Raw genomic sequence first — 19,654 nt, 5'->3', positions numbered from 1 at the left:
AATGACCAAAGCCGAGCTACGTCGCCAGTATCTGGCCGAACGAAAGAGCCTGACTGCGGATGAAGTTAATCATCGGAGTCAGGCCATAGCCCGGCTATTTCTCGACTTTCTATCGCAACTCGAAGAAACACCTTCCTCCATTCATTGCTTTCTTCCAATTCAGCGCCAGAATGAAGTGGATACCTGGCTGATTCTTCAACGGATTTGGGCGTTGTATCCAGCTATTGAATTGGCTGCTTCTGTGACAGACGTAGCCACTCATCAACTTCGGCATTATCCCTTATGGCCAACGACACCGTTGCAGCAAAATCGCTGGGGGATTCCAGAACCCATTGGTTCCGATCAGTCAGCCATCGAGAGCAACCGATTCGACCTGGTGTTGGTGCCATTACTGGCCTTTGATCGGAATGGCAACCGAATAGGCTACGGAAAAGGATTTTATGATCGTTTTCTGGCCAACTGTCGACCCGATTGTCAGAAAGTTGGCCTGTCCTTGTTCGAAAGCCTGGAACAGATTGATGATGTAGAACGAACCGACGTTCCACTGAACGCTTGCATCACCCCGTCGGGTATCTGTTTTTTTTCGTAATAATTCTCCTGTGCGTCAAAGTTTTGGCGTAATTTTGCACTCCAAATTTGTAATGCGGGTGGAAGCCCGCTTTTGTTAACTAATCAACTGCGGGTTTCCACCCGCATTACTACAATGAAAATCGCAGTCGTTGGAGCTACTGGCTTAGTCGGTAGCGAAATCCTGAAAGTGCTGGAAGAACGTAACTTCCCTGTGTCTGAACTTATTCCCGTTGCCTCCGAGCGCTCGGTTGGTAAACAGGTTGAGTTTAAGGGTAAACCCTACACGGTGGTTAGTTTCGAAGATGCCATCGCTGCCAAACCTGCCATTGCGATTTTCTCGGCGGGTGGCGGTACGTCGCTGGCCCTAGCTCCCAAATTTGCTGAAGCGGGTATTGTTGTTGTCGACAACTCGTCAGCCTGGCGGATGGACCCTACCAAAAAACTGGTTGTTCCAGAAGTCAACGCCGATGTACTGACCCCAGAAGATAAAATCATTGCCAATCCAAACTGTTCGACCATCCAGATGGTCGTAGCATTGAAACCCCTGCATGATCGTTATAAAATCAAACGGGTGGTCGTTTCAACCTATCAATCGGTAACGGGAACGGGCAAAGCGGCTGTCGATCAGTTGTTTGCCGAGCGTAAAGGTGACCACGAATCACCCAAAGTATACCCGCATCCGATTGACCTGAACGTACTCCCGCACATCGATGTGTTCCTCGACAATGGCTATACCAAAGAGGAAATGAAGATGGTGAACGAAACCAAGAAAATCATGGGTGACGATTCTATCAAGGTGACGGCTACCACCGTTCGAATCCCAACGATTGGCGGCCACTCCGAAGCGGTCAACATCGAATTTGAAAACGAATTCGAGGTAAGCGATGTAGTTGATATTCTGAGCAATACCGAAGGGGTTATCGTTCAGGACGATCCACAAAACAAAGTGTACCCAATGCCGCTGACGGCACATGGTAAAGATGAAGTGTTCGTAGGTCGGATTCGTCGCGACGAAAGCCAGCCTAAAACGCTGAATATGTGGATTGTAGCCGATAACCTCCGTAAAGGGGCGGCTACCAACGCTGTACAGATTGCCGAGTATCTGGTAAAACACAACCTGGTTGAAGCCGAAGCAACTGTGGCGTAACCGTTTTTTAGTGATTAATGTAATAAATCCCGTTCGGCTTGTAGCTGGGCGGGATTTTCTGTACTTTCGGATACACCGAATCCTTTTTTCGTGAATCCAACGCCAGTTATCCAGCTACAGAACCTGCAAAAGTCGTATGGTTCGTCCCTCGTTCTCAAAGGCATCAACCTCAGCGTATCGGCTGGTCAGGTAGTCGGCTATATTGGCCCCAACGGAGCCGGGAAGTCAACCACCATTAAAATTCTGATGGGTATGCTACCCGATTATTCGGGTGAAGCGACTGTATTGGATATGGATGTCAAAACCAATTCGCTCGCTATCAAACGGCGGGTTGGCTACGTGCCTGAAAACGCGGCACTGTATGATACGCTGACACCCATGGAATATTTGCAGTTCATCGGCCAGCTTTATGAACTAGAACCTACCCATATTGAACGTAAAGCCCTCGATCTGCTCCGACTCTTTCAACTGAGTGACCACACCAACGCCCGCATGACGACTTTTTCTAAGGGAATGCGTCAGAAAGTACTACTCATTTCGGGGCTGCTGCATAACCCGGATGTTATTTTTCTGGATGAACCGCTGTCGGGTCTGGATGCGAATGCCGTGGTACTGGTGAAGGAAATTATTCGGCAATTGGCCAACGATGGCAAAACGATTTTCTACAGTTCGCACCTGATGGATGTGGTTGAAAAGATTTCGGATCGCATCATTATCATTAATCAGGGACAGGTGATTGCCGACGGTACGTTTGCCGAGCTTCAGCACCAACGCCCTGAATCGCTGGAGCAGCTCTTTTCTCAGTTGACAGGCAATGAAGGACAAACGAGCGTGGCTGAGGAGTTTATTCATACCCTGAAAAACTAATCGGCATGGTTACCATTATAGTGTGGATTCTCGACCGGCTGAAACCGCTTTTCAAAGCATTGGATGCCGACTACGGCCAATTACGAGCCATTGTACAGGTCAAACTTACAATGGACAGCCGACGAAGCTTCGTCAGTTTGGGGCGTTACGGAAAGCAATCGGGTGAAAGCAATAGTAATTTCATCCGGATTCTAGCCATTTATGCCTTGATCGGCGGGCTAATTAGCTTCGCTATGCTGGGTATTGCGCCCAAAGAAAATCTGTTTCTTCCGTTAACCTTACAGTTTAGCTACATCATGGCCCTTTGCGCCATGACGCTCATCTCCGATTTTTCATCGGTTATTCTCGACTCATCCGACAATCAGATTATTCTGCCCCGGCCTGTCAGTAGCCGAACTCTATGGCTGGCTCGTGTGGTGCATATCACCAGCTATTTGTTTGCCATTACGCTATCGCTAACGGTGGTCAGCATTTTCATTCTGGCAAGTCGATTTGGCGCGGCTTCGGGCCTGTTGTTTCTAGTACTGAGTCTGCTTTCGGCCATCCTGATGGTGTTTCTGACGAACATTTTCTATCTGGTGCTGATGAAATTTACCAGTGAGGAAAAGCTTCGGGAAGTGATCAATTACTTTCAGATCGTGATGGCGATTCTGTTTTACGGAAGCTACCAGGTTTTGCCCCGGCTCATCGGTTCCGAACGAATGTTACAGGAGCCACTGGCCCATCAAAGCTGGCATTACCTGGTACCACCGATGTGGATGGCGGGAGCGACTGAAAGTTTTATTCAACCTGTATTCGACCAAACGCATCTGATTTTTCTGGCGCTGGCACTGCTTACCCCATTTACCGGTTTGTGGTTTATGAATCGGTTTTTAACTACCGATTTTACCCAGAAAATCAGTAGTATCGATCAGGACGGGCGAACAACACCCGTTCCAGTTGCAACTACATCGACCCATCGGCAAAGCTGGATGGAGCAAGTAGCTGATTGGTTTACCAGCAACTCACTTGAACGGGCGGCTTTTGCTTTCACCTGGCGAATAACCAGCCGGGATCGAAAATTCAAGCTCAAAACCTATCCTCAGTTGGGCTTTGGGTTAGCCTATGTCATCGCCATATCGTTTCAGAGCGGGAGCTTTAGTTCGGGAAGTTTCTTTTATCTGTTCGCGCTTTATTTCGGCGGTATATATGTGATGGTTGCCCAATACCAGCTCCGCGTTTCAGACAATTATCGGGCGTCATGGGTATATGGCAGTGCGCCTATTCAGGAGCCAGGTAGGATCTTGTCGGGGTCACTGAAAGCCATTATTATAAAACTGCTGGTACCTTTTTACACGTTGCTATCGTCCTATGTCCTGTTCCGATACGGACTTGACAAAATCAGCGATGTCCTGCTGGCATTCAGTAATTCGCTGGTCATGCTCTTGAGTGCGGCCCTGCTTTCGACACGCTCTATGCCCTTTTCAATTGAGCAGGATGCCATGAAGCAAAACAATACGGCTCGTGGACTACTCATCAGCCTGGTGCTGGCACTGGTTGGTTTTTCACATTACGGTCTGACACGCATTCCGTTCGGCGTCTGGATAGCCCTACCGTTTTCGATAATCCTTTGCTGGTACCTGCTCCAACAATATAAAAAGACCGGTTGGGAGTCGGTTGACATGAGCTAGAAAAGCGAAAGCCTACTCACAACAGCAAGCAGGCTTTCTTTACGTTAGTTGTCAGGCATTATTAATCAATTTACGATCCGAACGCGAACAGGTTCGGGAATAATCTGTGTGCCATCGTCCAGCGTTATCAGAAACAGAAATTGTATCTCGGTGTAGTTAGGCAACGCAACCGGAGCGGTAGCTACACTCGGATATTTCTTCTTAAAATCGGCGATTGTCGTCGTAAATACGGCTGTAGTCCCACTGCCTGCAATTGGGGCCGAGTTCAGCAGGGTAGTCGCGTACGTTCCTGAATTCAGGTTGCCGATAGTGATGCCCGTACCACCACCCAGTACCTTGGTGATCTCCTTGATGGTACGACCACTGCTGGCCGGAATCGACAAGGTAAATTGAATGGGCCCACCCGCTGCCAGCGAACTGATGATGAAGGGATTAAAACCATAGGTGGTCGTTCCTGGAAACGTTACGGGAATGGCCGGACGATTGTCCCGCACCAGATCGCTGTAGACCAGATCGTCTTTGCAGGAGAAGCTGCCACCAGCCACTACGGCCAGCAACAACAGGTTTAAAAGTATCTTTTTCATGAAAATGCGTATGTCAGTTCAGTTAACCATTAATCCACATCCCACCACACCCGTACGTTCGACTGGGGAGCGGGGTTCGGGAAATTAGGATTCCGTTGAATTTCGGTATTGATATACACGGCCCGAACGGGTCGGGTACCATCGATACCGGCCGCATTCTGGGAAGGTTGCAGAACGGGGTATCCAGTCCGACGGTAATCATTCCAGGCTTCGAGTCCATTTCCGGTCCAGGCGATGTACTTCTGGGTGATGATCTGGGCGATTTTCTGTTCGTTGGTACCCGAAAGAGTCGCTACAGTTGGGTTGGCAGCCAAATAGGTAGTGATCTGATCGGCAGACAGGCCAGCCAACGACAAGGATGCGGTGATGCCTTCAGTATAGAGAGCCTGTGGATCGCCGGGTGTGCCTAAACGCAGGGCCGCTTCAGCCAGGATGAACGCCCGTTCAAAATTGGTGGTCATCCGTACGGGGCCTTCACCCGAATTGCCCGTAATGAACTTATTATATCGCGACCAGTTGGTTACGGGCGCGGGCAATGTCCCCCGAAACCCATTGTCGATGGTTACGTAGTCGGCACCGGGCTTGGTGAAGAAGATCGGCAACCGAGGGTCGTTCAGGCTTTTCAGCAGGTTCAGGTACCGCGTACTGAGAATAATATCGTCTTTAAACGTGCTGACATTGGTGTAGCTGTAACGCGGGTCCTGGCTACCGACTGTCGATCCAAACGTAAAGTTCATGTCGTTGGCGTTGGTCGTAATGTAGTTATTACCCGCCAGTACCTCGTTAATGACGCTGGTGGCTAGTGCCGGTTCTTTACGGCTGATTACGGTCGCAAACTTGAGGAGTAGGTTATTGCCAGCCCGCTTCCACTTTGCCAGATCACCTCCATAAATCAAATCTTCACCACCGGGTTTTAACGCCGAAGGCGCATCCAGGTCTTTGATGCCTTCGCGTACCAAATCGAACAGGCTCTGAATACCCTGCGATGAGTTCCCTTTATAGATATCCTCCTGCTTATCGATACGGGGAGCCGTGAACGCTTCGCCCTGTAGTGCCTGCGAATATGGGACATCACCCCACATATTTGTCGCAATCGAGAAGGTATACGCCTTCATGATTTTGGCAATACCCGTATAAGCCTTTGAGTTAGTCGCATCGCCCAGTTCGATCAGCTTCTGGAAATTGATAAGGCCACCGTTATAAATTTCAAAACGCCACTGGTTTTCCATATCGGCTCCATTTGTCTGAAACACATCATAATTGGCAGGGCTATTGTTCGCTCCGGCCAGATGCTGAACCAGTGTTTCGGCAAACCGATTGATCTCGTTGGATTCCGCGAAGGCCGTACCCGCCTGCGCTCCCGGCAACAATACAGCGGGTGTTACGGCTGTTGGGTTGTTGGGCGTAACATTTATATCCAGAAAATTGCTACAGGCACCCATTCCCAGAAATAGGGGCAGCAACAGGTAGCGTCTATAATTCAGTGAGTTCATGAGCTTCTTTGTTGAATAGAATAATTAGAACGTTAGTCGGATATTGCCACCGAAATTGCGGGTGTTTGGTGGACCGTTCAGATCAAGGCCTTGAATGTTACCGGCTCCCTGCGTGTTGATTTCAGGATCGGCCGGGAAATTCGGCGCATAGAAATACAGGTTCCGACCACTGACACCCACCGAGATCGAGCCGAAGGGTGTTTTCCCTAACAAGCCTTTTGGTAAGGTGTAATTCAAGGCCACTTCACGCAGACGATATACTGTAGCATCGAAGACGGCTGCTTCGGAAGCCAGTCCACCCAATCCAGTAAAGCCCGTTCCGCCCCAGTACGCCTGTGAACTCAGCTGAATGTTGTTGGGTCGGAAAGTCCCGTCGGCATTCTGAATCACACCGGGTAAAATGCGGGGTTGATCCCGATCCTGCCCAGTCACGTACAGCGAACCATTACCCCGTAGATCGACCATCGGGAATGAGTACAGTTGGCCCCCCTGACGCGTATCGATCAGCACCGACAGTGCTATTCCCTTATACGAAAACGTGTTGGTCAGACCGGCGATGTAGTTTGGTTGCGGATTGGAAATGACCGAATTGGCAATACCGGGGGCAAACTGACCCGAGGTGCCATTGACCACATATTGACCTACGTATTGCCCGGTTGGGTCATAATACAAGCCGTTCGGATCGGTATTCTGTACACGGGCATTGGCTGTACCGACAACGACACCATACGGATAGCCTTCGTAGATAGAAGGGGTAATACCTGTAAACGCATTGGCCCCCGACCCAACCAGGTTGGTGGCTGAGCTACCCACCGACGAAGATTTAACACCCGGCGCAATCGAGATGACTTTATTGCGGATTAAGGTGTAGTTGAGCGAAAGATCCCATTTAAAACCACTGAACCGCACGGGTGTAGCATTCAGAACAACCTCAACTCCTTGATTCCGTAGCTCACCGACGTTGGTAGTACGCGTATCGAAGCCCGTTGTATTCGCAATCGCTACGTTAAAAATCTGGTTAGTACTCCGGGTATCGAAGTAGGATGCATCAATGCTAAACCGATTCTTGAATAAACCCAGATTCAGACCCACTTCATACGACGTGACAAACTCGGGCGTCAGGTTATTGTTCCCGATTCGGCCGCTTACCACAAAACCCGGAATACTCCCGTTACTGACCTGAAGCGGGAAAGTAATATTCGCTGTGTTGTTTCCATAGGCAGCTCCGGTATATACTGATGTAAGCAAATACGGATCGGCATCGCGACCTACGCGAGCGATACTAGCCCGAACTTTCGCGTAGGAGAGAATATCCGAATTGAGCTTAAACGCATCCGTTGGCACAAAGCTGAGGGCTACCGATGGATAGAAGTACGTGTTATTGGCCTGTGGTAATGTCGACGATTTATCAGCCCGGCCCGATAGTTCGAGGAAGAGGTAATTGTTATAATTCAGCGATAACTGCCCATAGTACCCTATGAGCCGACGGGCGGTACTAAACTCACCCGTGCCAGTCCCAGCCGTAAATACAGTACCGTTGCCCACATTGTAGAAACCGGGAATGGTCAGCGACGAGGCATCGACCAGTACTTCCTGCGTTTTGCGCTGGTTAACATTGTTCCCTAACAACAGATTCGCATTCAGTCCTTCCACAAACAGATTGTCTTTACGGGCCGATATCAATAGATCGCCGTTGAGTTCATTGCGGAAGAAGTTGTCCTGCTGAATTTCTCCGGCTGGCGAACGTCCGGCCCCAATGGGCAGGGTGAGTTTACGTCGGTCGGTATACGTGTCGCCCGTTACGCGGTAGGCTACATTCAGCCAGCTTGTGATGTCATAACCAATCTGAAAATTGCCAAAGAAACGGTCTACCTGACTATCCAGCTTTTCATTATTTACGCTCCATTGCGGGTTATTGTTGGTCGTAGAATAATAAATACTCCGGCCATTAGCATCCTGATAGGGCTCATTCGCCAGATCGTAACTACGTGGTATCCGGGTTATTTGCCCAAAAGCGCTGGCTCCATTCCCACCTGGAATCCCGGTCGATACCGTCTGTACATAGGTTCCGGTCCCGCTAATGCGTAGCCCGTTTTGCAGCTTTGATTCCCCACCTAGCTGCACATTGGTTCGATTAAACTTTGAATTCTGGATGATACCGTTCTGTAAAGTATTACCAATGGCAATAATGTAATTTCGGTTAGCGTCGCCCGAGGCAATGTTGACCGAATTCTGAAGGATGCTTCCCTGCCGATAAAAATCCTTTACGTTGTTGGGATATGCCTGATACGGCACTGTATTGCCCTGCGTATTGGTTACCGACGTAGGCCCACCCGCAAACGGTAGTCCCCAGGAGTTGGTCGAATTCGACACAAACAGGTTATTGGCCCCCTGACCGTACTCGTTCTGGAAACGAGGCAGGCCATATACATTCTGCACATTGAACGATGAGTTGACGGTCACCTCCGTCTTGTTATTCTGGTTTCGGCCCGATTTGGTCGTAATCACAATTGCTCCGGCCGATGCACGCGAACCGTATAGAACCGCAGCCGCCGGACCTTTCAGCACGTTGACCGACTCAATACTTTCGGGGTTAATATCGGCCAGCCGATTGGCAGGCTGCGTACCGAACAGCGTGTTCTGGGTCAGGTTAACATCGTTGCTGAAGATAATTCCATCCACAACAATGAGTGGCTGGTTGCTTCCCGTAAATGAGGTAATACCCCGAATGTTGATGTTGGTCGAGGCTCCGGGTGCGCCACTGGCTGCGGTTATGTTAACCCCCGCCAGCTTGCCCTGTAAGGCATTGAGCAGGTTTGGCTCCGATCGCTGCGCCAGAATATTACCACTAACCTCCTGAGTTGCGTATCCCAGCGAACGCTTGTCGCGCTCAATCCCCTGAGCTGTTACGACAATTTCGTCCAGGCTTTGCGCGCCAGTGACTAAAGCGATATTAATGGTCGATTGATTGCCAACGGCAACTTCCTGACTAGCATAGCCGATAAAGCTAAAAATCAGCCGACCATTGGCTGGCGCACTGATCTGATACTGACCATTGGCATCTGTGGTAGTACCTTTTGTGGTTCCTTTTACCTGAATGCTTACACCGGGCAGCGTTTGGCCATCGTCGGATGACGTAACACGACCACTGACGTTAACATCCTGCGCTGATACTGTACAACAAACGAACAGGACCAGCAACCAGCTTGTGATGAACGTGAACTTCATGTTTTGAGTAAAGATTGAAACATAGAAAAATCAATAAAATGGCGGCTATCCGAACGGGAAGCTCACGAATCCGTAGGTAAATCTCTGAACCCATGCGTCGGACAGCAGCCCTACAATCCATCCAAAGGACGCGCGTAAGCAGGTGGCCCAGGGTAATCCCGATAAAGGTTATCGCTTTTATGATTGACTGACCGTTTGTGCAAAAAACCAAGGAGGGCTATTTCCAAACCAGCCACTGCTGTTTCGAAAATAACCCTCCACCTAATTCCATTTTTCAACCCTACTTCAACGGGGATACCTCTAAAAAATCACTCTTTTTAAGAGATTAAATGGATATGCTTCAATCCTGCTTTTGAATGGATGCTGCTTTGTGGTGTCGGATGTGAGCATCTGACAACGTTAGGTTTGTCAAGTTTTAGACGTTGTTTGAGTTAGTTCAATGACAGCGTTTTGTCCAGTTAGAGTGAGGTGTGGCTAGATGCTCAAATCTGGCCTTGGTAAGGTTTCTCAAAACCGAACGGTTTGTCTGGTTCGGTTATTAGTAACCGACACCACATTCCCCTCTACCGTTCTATATCCATGTATAGTTTATGAGCGTGGTTGCCAGGATGTGTCATGCATGCGGGTGACAAGCCGATTTGGCTGATCACTATGTACATACCGTTCTACACTACCGAAGCCACGAGACACGCCTTTGCCTAAGCCAAGTCCATTGGGTAGGACAACATTGGCTAGAAAACGGCCGGAAAAGGCTACCATACGCTGGTTTTTAAATTGAGTGGCCCGCTCGTCCAGCGACAAATGCACCCTCAATCGCTCGTGGAGGGATAGCCATAACCCAAATGTCCGAAAGGTGGCCAGTATCTGACTGGTAAAGACGCGCTTTAGCTGTGCCGCCCGGCCAGCATCCGAATATCGTCGATAATCGCGGTAATTCGCCTGGTTGAGTGCCATCCACAACGTTACAAAGTTGTATTCAAGCAACTCATCGGCCATACCGATGGGAACCTGTTCGCAACGGATATGCCTGGTATGAACCGGGATAAGTTTGCCATTGATCGACAATGTAGAAACCTGAAGAAAAAGCTGGGCAAGTAACTTAGCCCCCTCCCCAAATCCAACCAGTGTCGGTATATGTCTCAACACCTTGTACTGAACCAATGGATACGCATAGCGAAACCGAATGGCATCTGTTGCTGACTCATCATCGGTCTGAAGATGATTATGCAGCAGGGGCGAATAGTCTCGAAACAGTTCCCCGAAATACCCACGCAGTTTATGGGCATCATGTGTATGGAGCGTAATTTCCGGGAAGGTGATTGTCGTTTGCGGAATCAATGTCTGGGTGGCCATAATCAGCGAAGTCAGAAAAGAATAACATTAGCTTCCTTAACCGGATAATACTCGGTAACCCGCGCCCAAATCGGCCTTCCTTTACGATCCAGCAGTATATCGTCGCGTTCGGTAACCTCCCGATCGGTATTCATTTCGATGGCAAACAAGCTCTGTTCAATGAGTTCATTCCTGCCTTCCAGCAAAGCGGTTTCCTCCAGACCCAGCAGATATTTCCGTGGAATGACTGAATGAATCGCAACGGTGTCTGCCGATCGGTGCGCCTTTACCGTGACCTCTCCTATCCATTCGAAATTGGACGGCAAATCCGCCAGACCAAGCGAAGGCGTATAGACACAAGTATGGGATTTGATTGCCTTTTTCAATGTCTGCAGAACGGTTTCGTCCTGATGCCATACGAACAACCGATAACGGGGCTTATACACATATTCGACCAGCGAAGGCTTGGCACTATCGTCGACGCGTTTGAGCGTCGATCTCAAGTTGACGCCTAACCGCTTCATCACGATTGGATTACGTACTGAAATGCCCAGCAGGCATTGCTTATTGGCAAATGTATTCAGGTAGGCGCTGTCAATTTTTGATAATCCGAGCACAGCCCCCAGATAGCCATACAGAGACGTTTTTGGCGGAATGGCATAGGAAACAGCGGAGGTAGTCGCGTAAATTTTCTTAAAATGAGCGTAATCACCCCAAATGTCAAAAATCAGGATTTGCCGACTCATCATGGTTTGGTCAGAATTGGGTCGGAGAGTTGAATACGGTCGTCCTGCAACACGGATATGCGTTCGATCCGGTCGGCATATTTTGTCAGAACGGCCACTAGCTGTGAGCTATCGACTGTAAAATCGGTAATATCACCATAGGAATCCTCCCGTTTACCGGCTTTAGGAATCAGTTGGAGTCGTTCAATAAGGTCCCCGATAAAGAAGCCGCCTTTATAATCGATCTTGACCAGCAAGCGGGGCATATGTCCTTTTTTAGAACGTGTAAGCAGACTTTTAGTGCCGTACCAGATGGCCTCGGTTAATTGAGCAACATCCTCATCTGTAGTTCCGACATATTTGGCAGCCTGTTCATTGATCACCCCATGAAAGGCAATCAGGCCATAGGTGATGATGTATTCCTCCCGAAACGTTTTCTGGATCGACTCTTCCTTGGTAGCAAACGCTCCGGTCCCTTTCATAAACGTTTCCTGAACGCGATTCAGCGACCGCCCCATACCAAACTGCACCGGGCCGGTAAAATGAAACAGTTTGTGTGCGTCGACAGGTTCTTCGGGCTCCCCGCCTTCCGGGTCGATGCCTGCTTCAGCCAGAAACACTTCCCTGACCTGCTTCCCAACTTTCGGGCTGGCCTTCGGTGCCGATACTCCGCCAAACAACCGGACATCAATGAACTTTTGCAGATATTCTTCCCGGTTACTATACGACTTTGCCCGCTCGGTCCCTGTTACCGCCTTCCCCCCCACCGACCGCACAAAAATATCACCTTTGCTGCCTGCTTCGCCATCAAAACCATGATCGAGCAGGTAATCACGAATGGTGCGTTTTAGCCGTACATCGGTCACCAGACAACAGCCCGACTCTTCGTCGATACGAGGGCGGTTAGCATCCAGCGGATCGCCGTTCGGGTTACAGCGTTTGGCATCATATAAAAACAGAATCTCACTGCGATTTTGAATTGTACTCATACCTTATGCCGTTGGCCCAGACACTGTCTTTTTCAGTCGATTACTCCGAATCTGCTCTATTGTAAATGCTTTTTGCATTGCCATACCCACCGCAAACGAATACGATATTTCGGTTTTCGACAGGCTGTTATCGGCTAGCAGAAGCGCAGGGCCAATATGTGTATCCAACTCGGCCAGCCGGGCTAGTTCGGCTGGATAGAAATGTCGCTTATCGTTTATTCCTGTATTCATATACTCCCCAATTTTAGCCGTCAGTTTGAGGTGAATTTTTCGAAGTTGGTCAACGTCCAGATTCAGTCCATTCAGATACTGGCGAAACGGCTGATTTCGGTAAAAGCTTTTTTGCTTGGCCAGCAGTAGCTCAACCTCACAACCCAGGTAAAAAGCTGCTCGCCGAAGGGGATGAGCCAGCAGATCGGGGTGTTGACGTTCGAACGTTTCGGGAATCAGCCCAACGGATTGTGGCATAGCAGGTTTCATGTTAGAAAAAGAAAAAAGATTGAGTTGATAGAAAAATTGAAGCAATACAAACGAATGCCGGATCTGTCGATTAACCAGATAAGCACTGGCATCATTGCCCTTGAAAGCTGCCCGAATCGGAGTCATAAAAGCGCGAAGAAGCTGCTCCCGGTTTAGCGGTTGGTTGTAGAAAATAGCGTCAACGACGTGAAAAAAGCCCGAGTGAAAGAGCCATTTGTCTTTTCCTTTTACCTTAACCTGTTCGGCAAAATAATCCTTGATCGAAGCCAGGGAAATCCTGAGCGGTTCAGGGTTTGCCTGCATCAGACTAACTGGCCCTGTTAAGCCTTGATAACTTAGTTCAACAGAATTTTTGACGGCAATGATCTGTCTGAAACGGGCGGGCAGAATATTCGCCACCTGCAATTTGATTGCGAACTGAGCCTGTTTCTCCTCGTAAAAGAAAATGTCATAATATACCGGCTCATTATCGACGAAACGAGTGACTGTGTGAGTATCGGCTAACTCTACCTGGTCGATAAAGGCATACATCGACTGAACGCTGGCTGTTACGGTACCTGACGACCGCAGGAAACTGGCTAAAAACTGCGATGCCTGTTCATCGGGAACGGAATCGAAAAAGCGGGGCATGATCAGATACTTCATGCCGAAAAAGGGGCGGGCCAGTCGTTCAAGTATCAGTCGTTTAGCCCCTTCCAGCCGTTTCACCGCATCGGGCGATACCGGAAACATCTTATACGAATATTCGCCATCGAATCCGTTCCGTGAAAATGCAGGTTTTTCGACCGTAAACCCCAACGTATTTACCCGCCCCCACACTTCGGAAACCGGTTCGTAGCTAACGGCACATACCTTGTTGTTAGCCCTCGACTTCCGCCAGTAGGTAGCATAGGGCATCCGGTCGTTCAAAAAAAGAGCCCGGTATTTTTCATCATCTCCAAAGTAGCGCCCGTTGAGCCGGATCGTAAATAGATATTTAACTGTATCATCGAATGGAAGCAACCGTAGCCTCTGTTCAATGTCGTCAATCTGACTTTCACGGATAAAATCGTGCTGATAGTTTTTAACAGATTGCCGGATTTTTTTTACCATCGTACGGATGCTTTCCAATTGCTTCTCCGTAGTTGGTTGCGTATGCAGGTACAAGGTCGGAACCAGGTTTGTCGCATTGGCTTTTGCTTCCCGGAACAGATACCGATCAACCCAGTCAGGATTAAACGCTTCTACCGACAATTCGGGCAGTAACTGACCATCGTGAATATCAGCAACAATCACCTGCGCGACGCCTTGCCAGGTCGGAAATGGATTGGCCCAGGGTCGAAAATAGTCTTTATAATCGTCCAACTGAGCAAGCAATTTTCCGGCTATGTACAATGATTTAATCATACTGTCTCAAGCGATAGAACGCGGATTGTTATGATCCGTATGATTGGTTAAGATCGGTGTAAACCCTATGAATCATAACAACCTATAGGCTATAAAACCTTGCTAAATCAACCGAATTATGGAGTAGTAAACGGTAACTCTGATAAACATTACCACATTTAGGCATCCTCAAGCTGGTCGTGCGGATCGCATCTAGGCTTCGCCTGCATCGTTTGTCGAAATTCGCTGGGTGTTCGGCCAGTAGCCCGTTTGAAGGCTTTGTTAAACGATACTTTATTGTTAAAACCAACCTGATAGGCCACTTCAATCACGTTCAATTCCCGTCGTGATACCTGAGCCAGCAACGTTTTTGCCTCTTCGACCCGCAACGAATTGACGTACTCAAAAAAACTCATACCCAGTTGCTCGTTGATTACCTGCGATAAATGATGGCGACTGATGGATAGTCGATCGGCCAGCGTATCCAGACGTAACTCATTCTGTTGATATAGCTTTTCGGTATGCATCAGCAATTGAAGCTGATTGGCAAAATGACGGGCCAGATGGGGCGGCAATCCAGAATGACGGTATCGGGCGTCGGGTTCTTCTTTAGGCTCTGCTTCAAAAACCGGGAATTCATTGGTCTGAAAGATATGCGGCTGCACATAGGCCAGCACAACAACCAGGGCAATAAACCCCGACATACTGAACGAGATCCCATAATCCCAGGCCCGGTTAAAGAATGGAAGTCTGACTAGTAAGAAATAAGACCAGTTCGCCAATACAAACCCCAGATAACACAAGCTTACCCACAACGCCCATCGACCCACTTTTTGTAAACTACTGAACGATTGCTGTAGTCGTAGGATAGCCATAGCATACAAACCCAGTTGAACTAAATACAACCAGGGCAGTACTTTAAAATAAGCTCCCCAGACAGGTATTCGGGCAGGGCGACCCCACAATTCCGGATACTGCATACGAGCCACCAGCACGGTCAGGTCGGCGGCTAGCCCAATGAAAAACGGCAAAAAATGAAGCATCCGCTTTCGACCTGTTATGGGCTGGTTCACCAAGTCTTTAAGATATAGGTAGAATAAAGGCCCAAACAGGAAAAAGAATAGATCAACCGTGCCGATCAGGTAGGGGAATAGACGGATATACTCACTCCAGAACAGAACGTAGTAAATCAGCATGATCGAAAACAGGACAACAATACCCACAATATACTGAACCTGACTCTTACGCTGTCCAGCCTGAATCAGTAGCAAAGGCGCTACAAACAAGCCCAGAAAAGCAATAACAGCAAACGCAGTTGTCCAATGATCAAGATTTGGTTCTTTCATTAGAAATAGTAACTGATTAACCGATGATAGACTAAACCGGAAATACGGATGAGAAGAAGACTGGCAACCATGCTGATTGCGGTATACAGGTTACATGCCTAGTATACCGCAATCAGCATGGGCTGCTTCCTGACGTTGGTTAAGCAGAGAATTTTATAAGACGGTTAACTTGCGGGCCTGAACCACAGGCTCTTTTGCGCTGATTTTAATATCCCGGACTTCCATTTCCAGCCCATTCGATATTTTTAGCTGGTACTCTCCTTCGTTCAGATCGCTCAGATCCAGGCTCAGCCGGGCTATGGTATCAACAGCTGTGAGTGTATGAGCGTAATACAGGGTTCCTTTGGCGTCGGTCAGTTTGATGGATACTTCGCCCCCCAACTGCTTATCGATGTTGACGCGAAGCTTCTGCATAACCGTAATGTACGTCCCAACCTGATAGCGAGCCAGTTTGGTAGGGTGATCTTTTTTACCGGACGTTTTGCCAGGATCGGCCAATGCAGTAGAGCTGACAAGAAACGTCAGAAGCAGGGTCTTGAGTAACGTGTTCATAGTAGTATTTGGCGTTGTAAACTGACTGGTTGAGAACCGTTTTTTAGCCAAAAGACAAGACCCTAAAGCCAAATAGTCGTCTATTCAGACGAAAGGTTATTTTTATCCATAAGCGGATAAGGGAAAATAGTATGTAACTATCAGCTACGTTAAGAAAATTATCAATTACTCACCAAATAAAAAGACAACCGTCTAACTATCAAACAGTTAAATTATCATTTAACCTAAGACTTAATCCATATGAGATTTCCGTTTGAGTCGATAAATTCCATACGCCAGCGAGACGGCATCGCCTTACGGTCGGTAAACTGCCACAGTCGTCCTGTTTTAGCCAGAATGAGCAAACCATAATCATTACCAATAGCAGAGAAATCAGGCATTGATTTACTTTTAGAAAACTGAGTCAGCCCGTACCCCCAATTGCTGGGAATAGAATTGATCTTTAGCACCTAATTGATTCGTTTCCAGTTCGAGTCGAGCAATTCTCATCGCTAACGCTATCTATATACGTTTATTGATAACTAGCTGATTCTATGTATTAAACTAAACCCTAGTCGATGACACAAAAATTACCTCAAAAAGTGGGTGAGCCATACAGGAATTGGCTGAATTGGAAAACCCGTCAATGAACCGTATAGATGAGCGCTCAGGCGTAGGAATGAATGTGGTTATACACCAGAAGGTGACAGCTTAAACCGATATAGATATGGTGCCTTATGCGGGGTTCCGGCTCGTCGTTCGGCAAGGCGTTCCAGATTGTCCTGCGCCATAATTTTCTTGTAAAAATTTCGGGCGTCCAATGAATGTCCCAGAATAGTTTCGTACAACCGTTGGAGTTCGGGAATAGTAAATGTTTCGGGCAATAGATGACCAATGGGTTGATCGCTTACATTTTTTCGTAACGACTGCAAGGCCACGTCAACAATATGGTTGTGGTCAAAAAGTAAATTCGGAATGGCCTCCAAACTCCACCAGCGGCATTCTTCGGTCAGAAAGTCGGGAGTAGGAACAACCTCAGCGTATTCAACCAGGGCATAATAGCCGATAGAGATAGTCCGTTCTGACCAGTTGATGCCCTGAACGGGTAAATTTATTTTCCGCCAGGTTTCCTCCTGATCATACCGAATCGTTTCGCCAAACACATGAAACTGTTGCAGATAAAGTGTCTGCAGACCCGTCCGTTCGCGAATGATTCGCTGAGCAGCCAGATCGACCGATTCCGCTTTCAGAATGAAGCCTCCCGGCAGGCTCCACTCATCCGTACCTTTCCAACGTAACAGCAAAACCTTGAGCTGGTTCTGGTGAAACCCAAAGATGACCCCATCGATCGACAGGTAATGAATGCATTGTTCCGATACATTCTGATAATACTGAAACGCCGGATGGTTATAATCGATCATAAAATTTTACAACAAAAATACAGTTACTCTGCTGATGTAATCCATCTTTGCGTACTTTTGACATAAAGATACTATTATTTGCGAGCCTACCTCAAAGCCTGTTCAAATTGAACCCATGTGTCCTATCAAATGATGTCCATGCGCGTAATTCATTTCTTCATTTATCTTAGTCTACTCGCCTTACCAGGGCTGGCTTTCAGCGCTAAAGTCGATACGCTGGAGGTACCAAGCACAGCTATGAATCGGGCCATGCGGGCAGCCGTTGTGCTTCCCGAATCATATGCGAAGAGTAAAACTCCGTATCCAGTTCTGTACCTATTGCATGGCGGAGGTGGGCAGTTTAGCGACTGGCTCAAGCAAACGCCCGACAAAATGCTGATCCACAAACTGGCCGATCAGTATAACCTCATTATTGTAATGCCGGAAGGTGATCGACTCAGTGGTTATCTGGACAGTCCGACCCAGAAAGACAACCTGTTTGAAACCTACCTGACCAAAGAAGTAATCGGCAAAATTGACAATACCTACCGAACCATCCGCGATAGCAAAGGACGGGTCATTTCGGGTCTGAGTATGGGCGGACATGGGGCATTGTATTTAGCTACGCGCCACCCTGAATTATATTGTGCGGCTGGTAGCATGAGTGGTGCTGTCGATCTGAATTACAAAACATGGCGCATCGATCCAACTTTCGAGAAACGGGTAGAAGAAGGATTCACCCGGATTTTAGGCCCGCTGGGGGCAACACCCGACCAGTACGCAGCCAATTCAGTCGTTTACATGACCGATAAAATCAAAGCCAATGGTCAGAAGATTATTATTGACTGTGGTGTCGATGATTTTTTGATCGAGCCAAACCGTGAACTGCACCGTCGATTGGTCTACAGCAAAGTAGAGCACGATTATACCGAGCATCCGGGCGGCCATACCTGGGAGTACTGGCAAAACTCGCTCCCTTATCATCTGCTGTTTTTTCAGAAGGTTTTGAAAGCGAATGGCACAATAGCTCAGTAAATTTCACGGAAACATATGATCAAAACGCTTCTTTTCGGCCTTAGCCTTTTTGCAACATTGTCTGCCTGGGCGGCTAAAGTCGATTCGCTGGATGTGCCGAGTGCTGTTATGCAAAAGTCCATGCGGGCGGTAGTCGTATTGCCCGAAAGCTACGCGAAAAGCAAGGCGAATTATCCAGTGCTTTACCTGCTTCATGGCGGATATGGTCATTTCAATGATTGGCTCACCAAAACGCCCGATAAGAATCTGATTCAGCGATTAGCCGATCAATATAACCTCATCATTGCGATGCCGGAAGGGGAAGTTTTCAGTTACTATCTGGATAGCCCGGTTCGAAAAGACAGCCAGTTCGAAACCTATCTGACTAAAGAGGTAATTGGCAAGATCGATAATACCTATCGAACCATCCGCGACCGCAAAGGCCGGGTCATTACGGGCCTGAGTATGGGGGGCTACGGGTCGCTTTTGCTGGCTGCCCGTCATCCAGACCTTTACTGTGCAGCCGGTAGCATGAGTGGCGCCCTCAACCCCGATATGCAAAGCTGGAAACTTCCCCCAGATATGATGAATGGTATTAAACTGGAATTCGAGAAAATACTAGGGCCTATTGAGCAGGTGCCGCAAACCTACGCGGCTTTCTCGGTCATTAACCTGGCCGACAAACTAAAAGCCAATAATCAGAAATTAATTGTTGATTGTGGTGTTGATGATTTCCTGATTGAGCCAAATCGGGAACTTCACCGAAGGCTGGTTTTCAATCAGACACCCCACGATTATAGCGAACGCCCAGGTGGCCATAGTTGGGACTACTGGCAAAATTCATTACCCAATCACGTCTTGTTTTTCAGCAATGCATTGAAAGCAAACGGATCGATAGCTCCATAAGCCAACC

General features: G+C 48.2%; 17 protein-coding genes. 6 read left to right on the top strand and 11 right to left on the bottom strand.

Going from position 1 to position 19,654, the window contains the following annotated elements; genetic code table 11:
• The first annotated feature begins 1 nt into the window (after position 1).
• The 4 genes from B5M13_RS01090 to B5M13_RS01075 all read left to right on the top strand — a co-directional run bounded on the left by B5M13_RS01090 (position 2) and on the right by B5M13_RS01075 (position 4,254).
• Positions 2-589 (top strand): 5-formyltetrahydrofolate cyclo-ligase, encoded by a 588-nt coding sequence (locus B5M13_RS01090; protein ID WP_080053907.1) that lies wholly within the window; start codon positions 2-4, stop codon positions 587-589.
• Between the two features lie 114 nt (positions 590-703).
• A complete protein-coding gene (locus B5M13_RS01085; RefSeq protein WP_080053906.1) occupies positions 704-1,717 on the top strand; it encodes an aspartate-semialdehyde dehydrogenase in 1,014 nt (337 codons plus the stop codon).
• 90 nt (positions 1,718-1,807) lie between these two features.
• On the top strand, positions 1,808-2,584 hold the full coding sequence (locus B5M13_RS01080) for an ABC transporter ATP-binding protein (RefSeq protein WP_080053905.1): 777 nt from the start codon (positions 1,808-1,810) through the stop codon (positions 2,582-2,584).
• 5 nt (positions 2,585-2,589) lie between these two features.
• On the top strand, positions 2,590-4,254 hold the full coding sequence (locus tag B5M13_RS01075; RefSeq protein ID WP_080053904.1) for a hypothetical protein: 1,665 nt from the start codon (positions 2,590-2,592) through the stop codon (positions 4,252-4,254).
• A gap of 65 nt (positions 4,255-4,319) precedes the next feature.
• On the opposite strand, the gene B5M13_RS01070 is transcribed toward B5M13_RS01075, so the two are convergent.
• The 11 genes from B5M13_RS01070 to B5M13_RS01025 form a co-directional block, all read right to left on the bottom strand.
• On the bottom strand, positions 4,320-4,838 hold the full coding sequence (locus B5M13_RS01070; RefSeq protein ID WP_080053903.1) for a hypothetical protein: 519 nt from the start codon (positions 4,836-4,838) through the stop codon (positions 4,320-4,322).
• Positions 4,839-4,867: 29 nt separating this feature from the next.
• Positions 4,868-6,331 carry a SusD/RagB family nutrient-binding outer membrane lipoprotein gene (locus B5M13_RS01065; RefSeq protein WP_080053902.1) on the bottom strand — a complete coding sequence of 488 codons (1,464 nt, stop codon included), beginning with the start codon at positions 6,329-6,331 and terminating at the stop codon, positions 4,868-4,870.
• Positions 6,332-6,355: 24 nt separating this feature from the next.
• On the bottom strand, positions 6,356-9,559 hold the full coding sequence (locus B5M13_RS01060) for a SusC/RagA family TonB-linked outer membrane protein (RefSeq protein ID WP_080053901.1): 3,204 nt from the start codon (positions 9,557-9,559) through the stop codon (positions 6,356-6,358).
• Between the two features lie 588 nt (positions 9,560-10,147).
• Positions 10,148-10,912, bottom strand: coding sequence for a CRISPR-associated endonuclease Cas6 (locus tag B5M13_RS01055; RefSeq protein WP_080053900.1), 765 nt, complete (start codon positions 10,910-10,912; stop codon positions 10,148-10,150).
• A gap of 11 nt (positions 10,913-10,923) precedes the next feature.
• Positions 10,924-11,640 (bottom strand): CRISPR-associated protein Cas5, encoded by a 717-nt coding sequence (cas5, locus tag B5M13_RS01050; RefSeq protein WP_080053899.1) that lies wholly within the window; start codon positions 11,638-11,640, stop codon positions 10,924-10,926.
• Complete coding sequence (locus B5M13_RS01045) at positions 11,637-12,605, bottom strand: type I CRISPR-associated protein Cas7 (protein ID WP_080053898.1); 969 nt, start codon at positions 12,603-12,605, stop codon at positions 11,637-11,639. The genes cas5 and B5M13_RS01045 overlap by 4 nt, the downstream gene beginning before the upstream one ends.
• A 3-nt stretch (positions 12,606-12,608) precedes the next feature.
• Positions 12,609-14,471, bottom strand: a complete 1,863-nt coding sequence (locus tag B5M13_RS01040) for a TM1802 family CRISPR-associated protein (protein ID WP_080053897.1) — start codon at positions 14,469-14,471, stop codon at positions 12,609-12,611.
• Positions 14,472-14,629: 158 nt separating this feature from the next.
• Positions 14,630-15,796 carry a helix-turn-helix domain-containing protein gene (locus tag B5M13_RS01035; RefSeq protein WP_080053896.1) on the bottom strand — a complete coding sequence of 389 codons (1,167 nt, stop codon included), beginning with the start codon at positions 15,794-15,796 and terminating at the stop codon, positions 14,630-14,632.
• Positions 15,797-15,949: 153 nt separating this feature from the next.
• Positions 15,950-16,348 carry a hypothetical protein gene (locus B5M13_RS01030; protein WP_080053895.1) on the bottom strand — a complete coding sequence of 133 codons (399 nt, stop codon included), beginning with the start codon at positions 16,346-16,348 and terminating at the stop codon, positions 15,950-15,952.
• A 224-nt stretch (positions 16,349-16,572) separates the two neighbouring features.
• The gene (locus tag B5M13_RS33215; protein WP_179950476.1) at positions 16,573-16,728 is read right to left on the bottom strand and encodes a hypothetical protein; all 156 of its coding nucleotides are present in this window, start codon (positions 16,726-16,728) and stop codon (positions 16,573-16,575) included.
• Positions 16,729-17,016: 288 nt separating this feature from the next.
• Positions 17,017-17,748: an NUDIX hydrolase gene (locus B5M13_RS01025; protein WP_080053894.1), complete on the bottom strand. Its 732-nt coding sequence runs from the start codon at positions 17,746-17,748 to the stop codon at positions 17,017-17,019.
• Positions 17,749-17,886: 138 nt separating this feature from the next.
• Here B5M13_RS01025 and B5M13_RS01020 point away from each other — a divergent pair, with 138 nt between their 5' ends.
• Both B5M13_RS01020 and B5M13_RS01015 read left to right on the top strand, forming a co-directional pair.
• Positions 17,887-18,762: an alpha/beta hydrolase gene (locus tag B5M13_RS01020; protein ID WP_245859651.1), complete on the top strand. Its 876-nt coding sequence runs from the start codon at positions 17,887-17,889 to the stop codon at positions 18,760-18,762.
• A 15-nt stretch (positions 18,763-18,777) separates the two neighbouring features.
• On the top strand, positions 18,778-19,647 hold the full coding sequence (locus tag B5M13_RS01015) for an alpha/beta hydrolase (protein ID WP_080053892.1): 870 nt from the start codon (positions 18,778-18,780) through the stop codon (positions 19,645-19,647).
• Positions 19,648-19,654 lie beyond the last annotated feature (7 nt).

Source organism: Spirosoma aerolatum (genome assembly GCF_002056795.1).
Taxonomy (GTDB): Bacteria; Bacteroidota; Bacteroidia; order Cytophagales; family Spirosomataceae; genus Spirosoma; species Spirosoma aerolatum.
The sequence above is the reverse complement of the archived record's forward strand: the minus strand, read 5'-3'. Positions and strand labels throughout refer to the sequence as shown.

Coding starts and splice junctions, on each gene's coding strand:
- B5M13_RS01090 (WP_080053907.1), top strand. CDS start 2: ATGACCAAAGCCGAGCTACGTCGCCAGTATCTGGCCGAACGAAAGAGC.
- B5M13_RS01085 (WP_080053906.1), top strand. CDS start 704: ATGAAAATCGCAGTCGTTGGAGCTACTGGCTTAGTCGGTAGCGAAATC.
- B5M13_RS01075 (WP_080053904.1), top strand. CDS start 2,590: ATGGTTACCATTATAGTGTGGATTCTCGACCGGCTGAAACCGCTTTTC.
- B5M13_RS01070 (WP_080053903.1), bottom strand. CDS start 4,838: ATGAAAAAGATACTTTTAAACCTGTTGTTGCTGGCCGTAGTGGCTGGT.
- B5M13_RS01065 (WP_080053902.1), bottom strand. CDS start 6,331: ATGAACTCACTGAATTATAGACGCTACCTGTTGCTGCCCCTATTTCTG.
- B5M13_RS01060 (WP_080053901.1), bottom strand. CDS start 9,559: ATGAAGTTCACGTTCATCACAAGCTGGTTGCTGGTCCTGTTCGTTTGT.
- B5M13_RS01055 (WP_080053900.1), bottom strand. CDS start 10,912: ATGGCCACCCAGACATTGATTCCGCAAACGACAATCACCTTCCCGGAA.
- cas5 (WP_080053899.1), bottom strand. CDS start 11,640: ATGATGAGTCGGCAAATCCTGATTTTTGACATTTGGGGTGATTACGCT.
- B5M13_RS01045 (WP_080053898.1), bottom strand. CDS start 12,605: ATGAGTACAATTCAAAATCGCAGTGAGATTCTGTTTTTATATGATGCC.
- B5M13_RS01040 (WP_080053897.1), bottom strand. CDS start 14,471: ATGATTAAATCATTGTACATAGCCGGAAAATTGCTTGCTCAGTTGGAC.
- B5M13_RS01035 (WP_080053896.1), bottom strand. CDS start 15,796: ATGAAAGAACCAAATCTTGATCATTGGACAACTGCGTTTGCTGTTATT.
- B5M13_RS01030 (WP_080053895.1), bottom strand. CDS start 16,348: ATGAACACGTTACTCAAGACCCTGCTTCTGACGTTTCTTGTCAGCTCT.
- B5M13_RS33215 (WP_179950476.1), bottom strand. CDS start 16,728: ATGCCTGATTTCTCTGCTATTGGTAATGATTATGGTTTGCTCATTCTG.
- B5M13_RS01025 (WP_080053894.1), bottom strand. CDS start 17,748: ATGATCGATTATAACCATCCGGCGTTTCAGTATTATCAGAATGTATCG.
- B5M13_RS01020 (WP_245859651.1), top strand. CDS start 17,887: ATGCGCGTAATTCATTTCTTCATTTATCTTAGTCTACTCGCCTTACCA.
- B5M13_RS01015 (WP_080053892.1), top strand. CDS start 18,778: ATGATCAAAACGCTTCTTTTCGGCCTTAGCCTTTTTGCAACATTGTCT.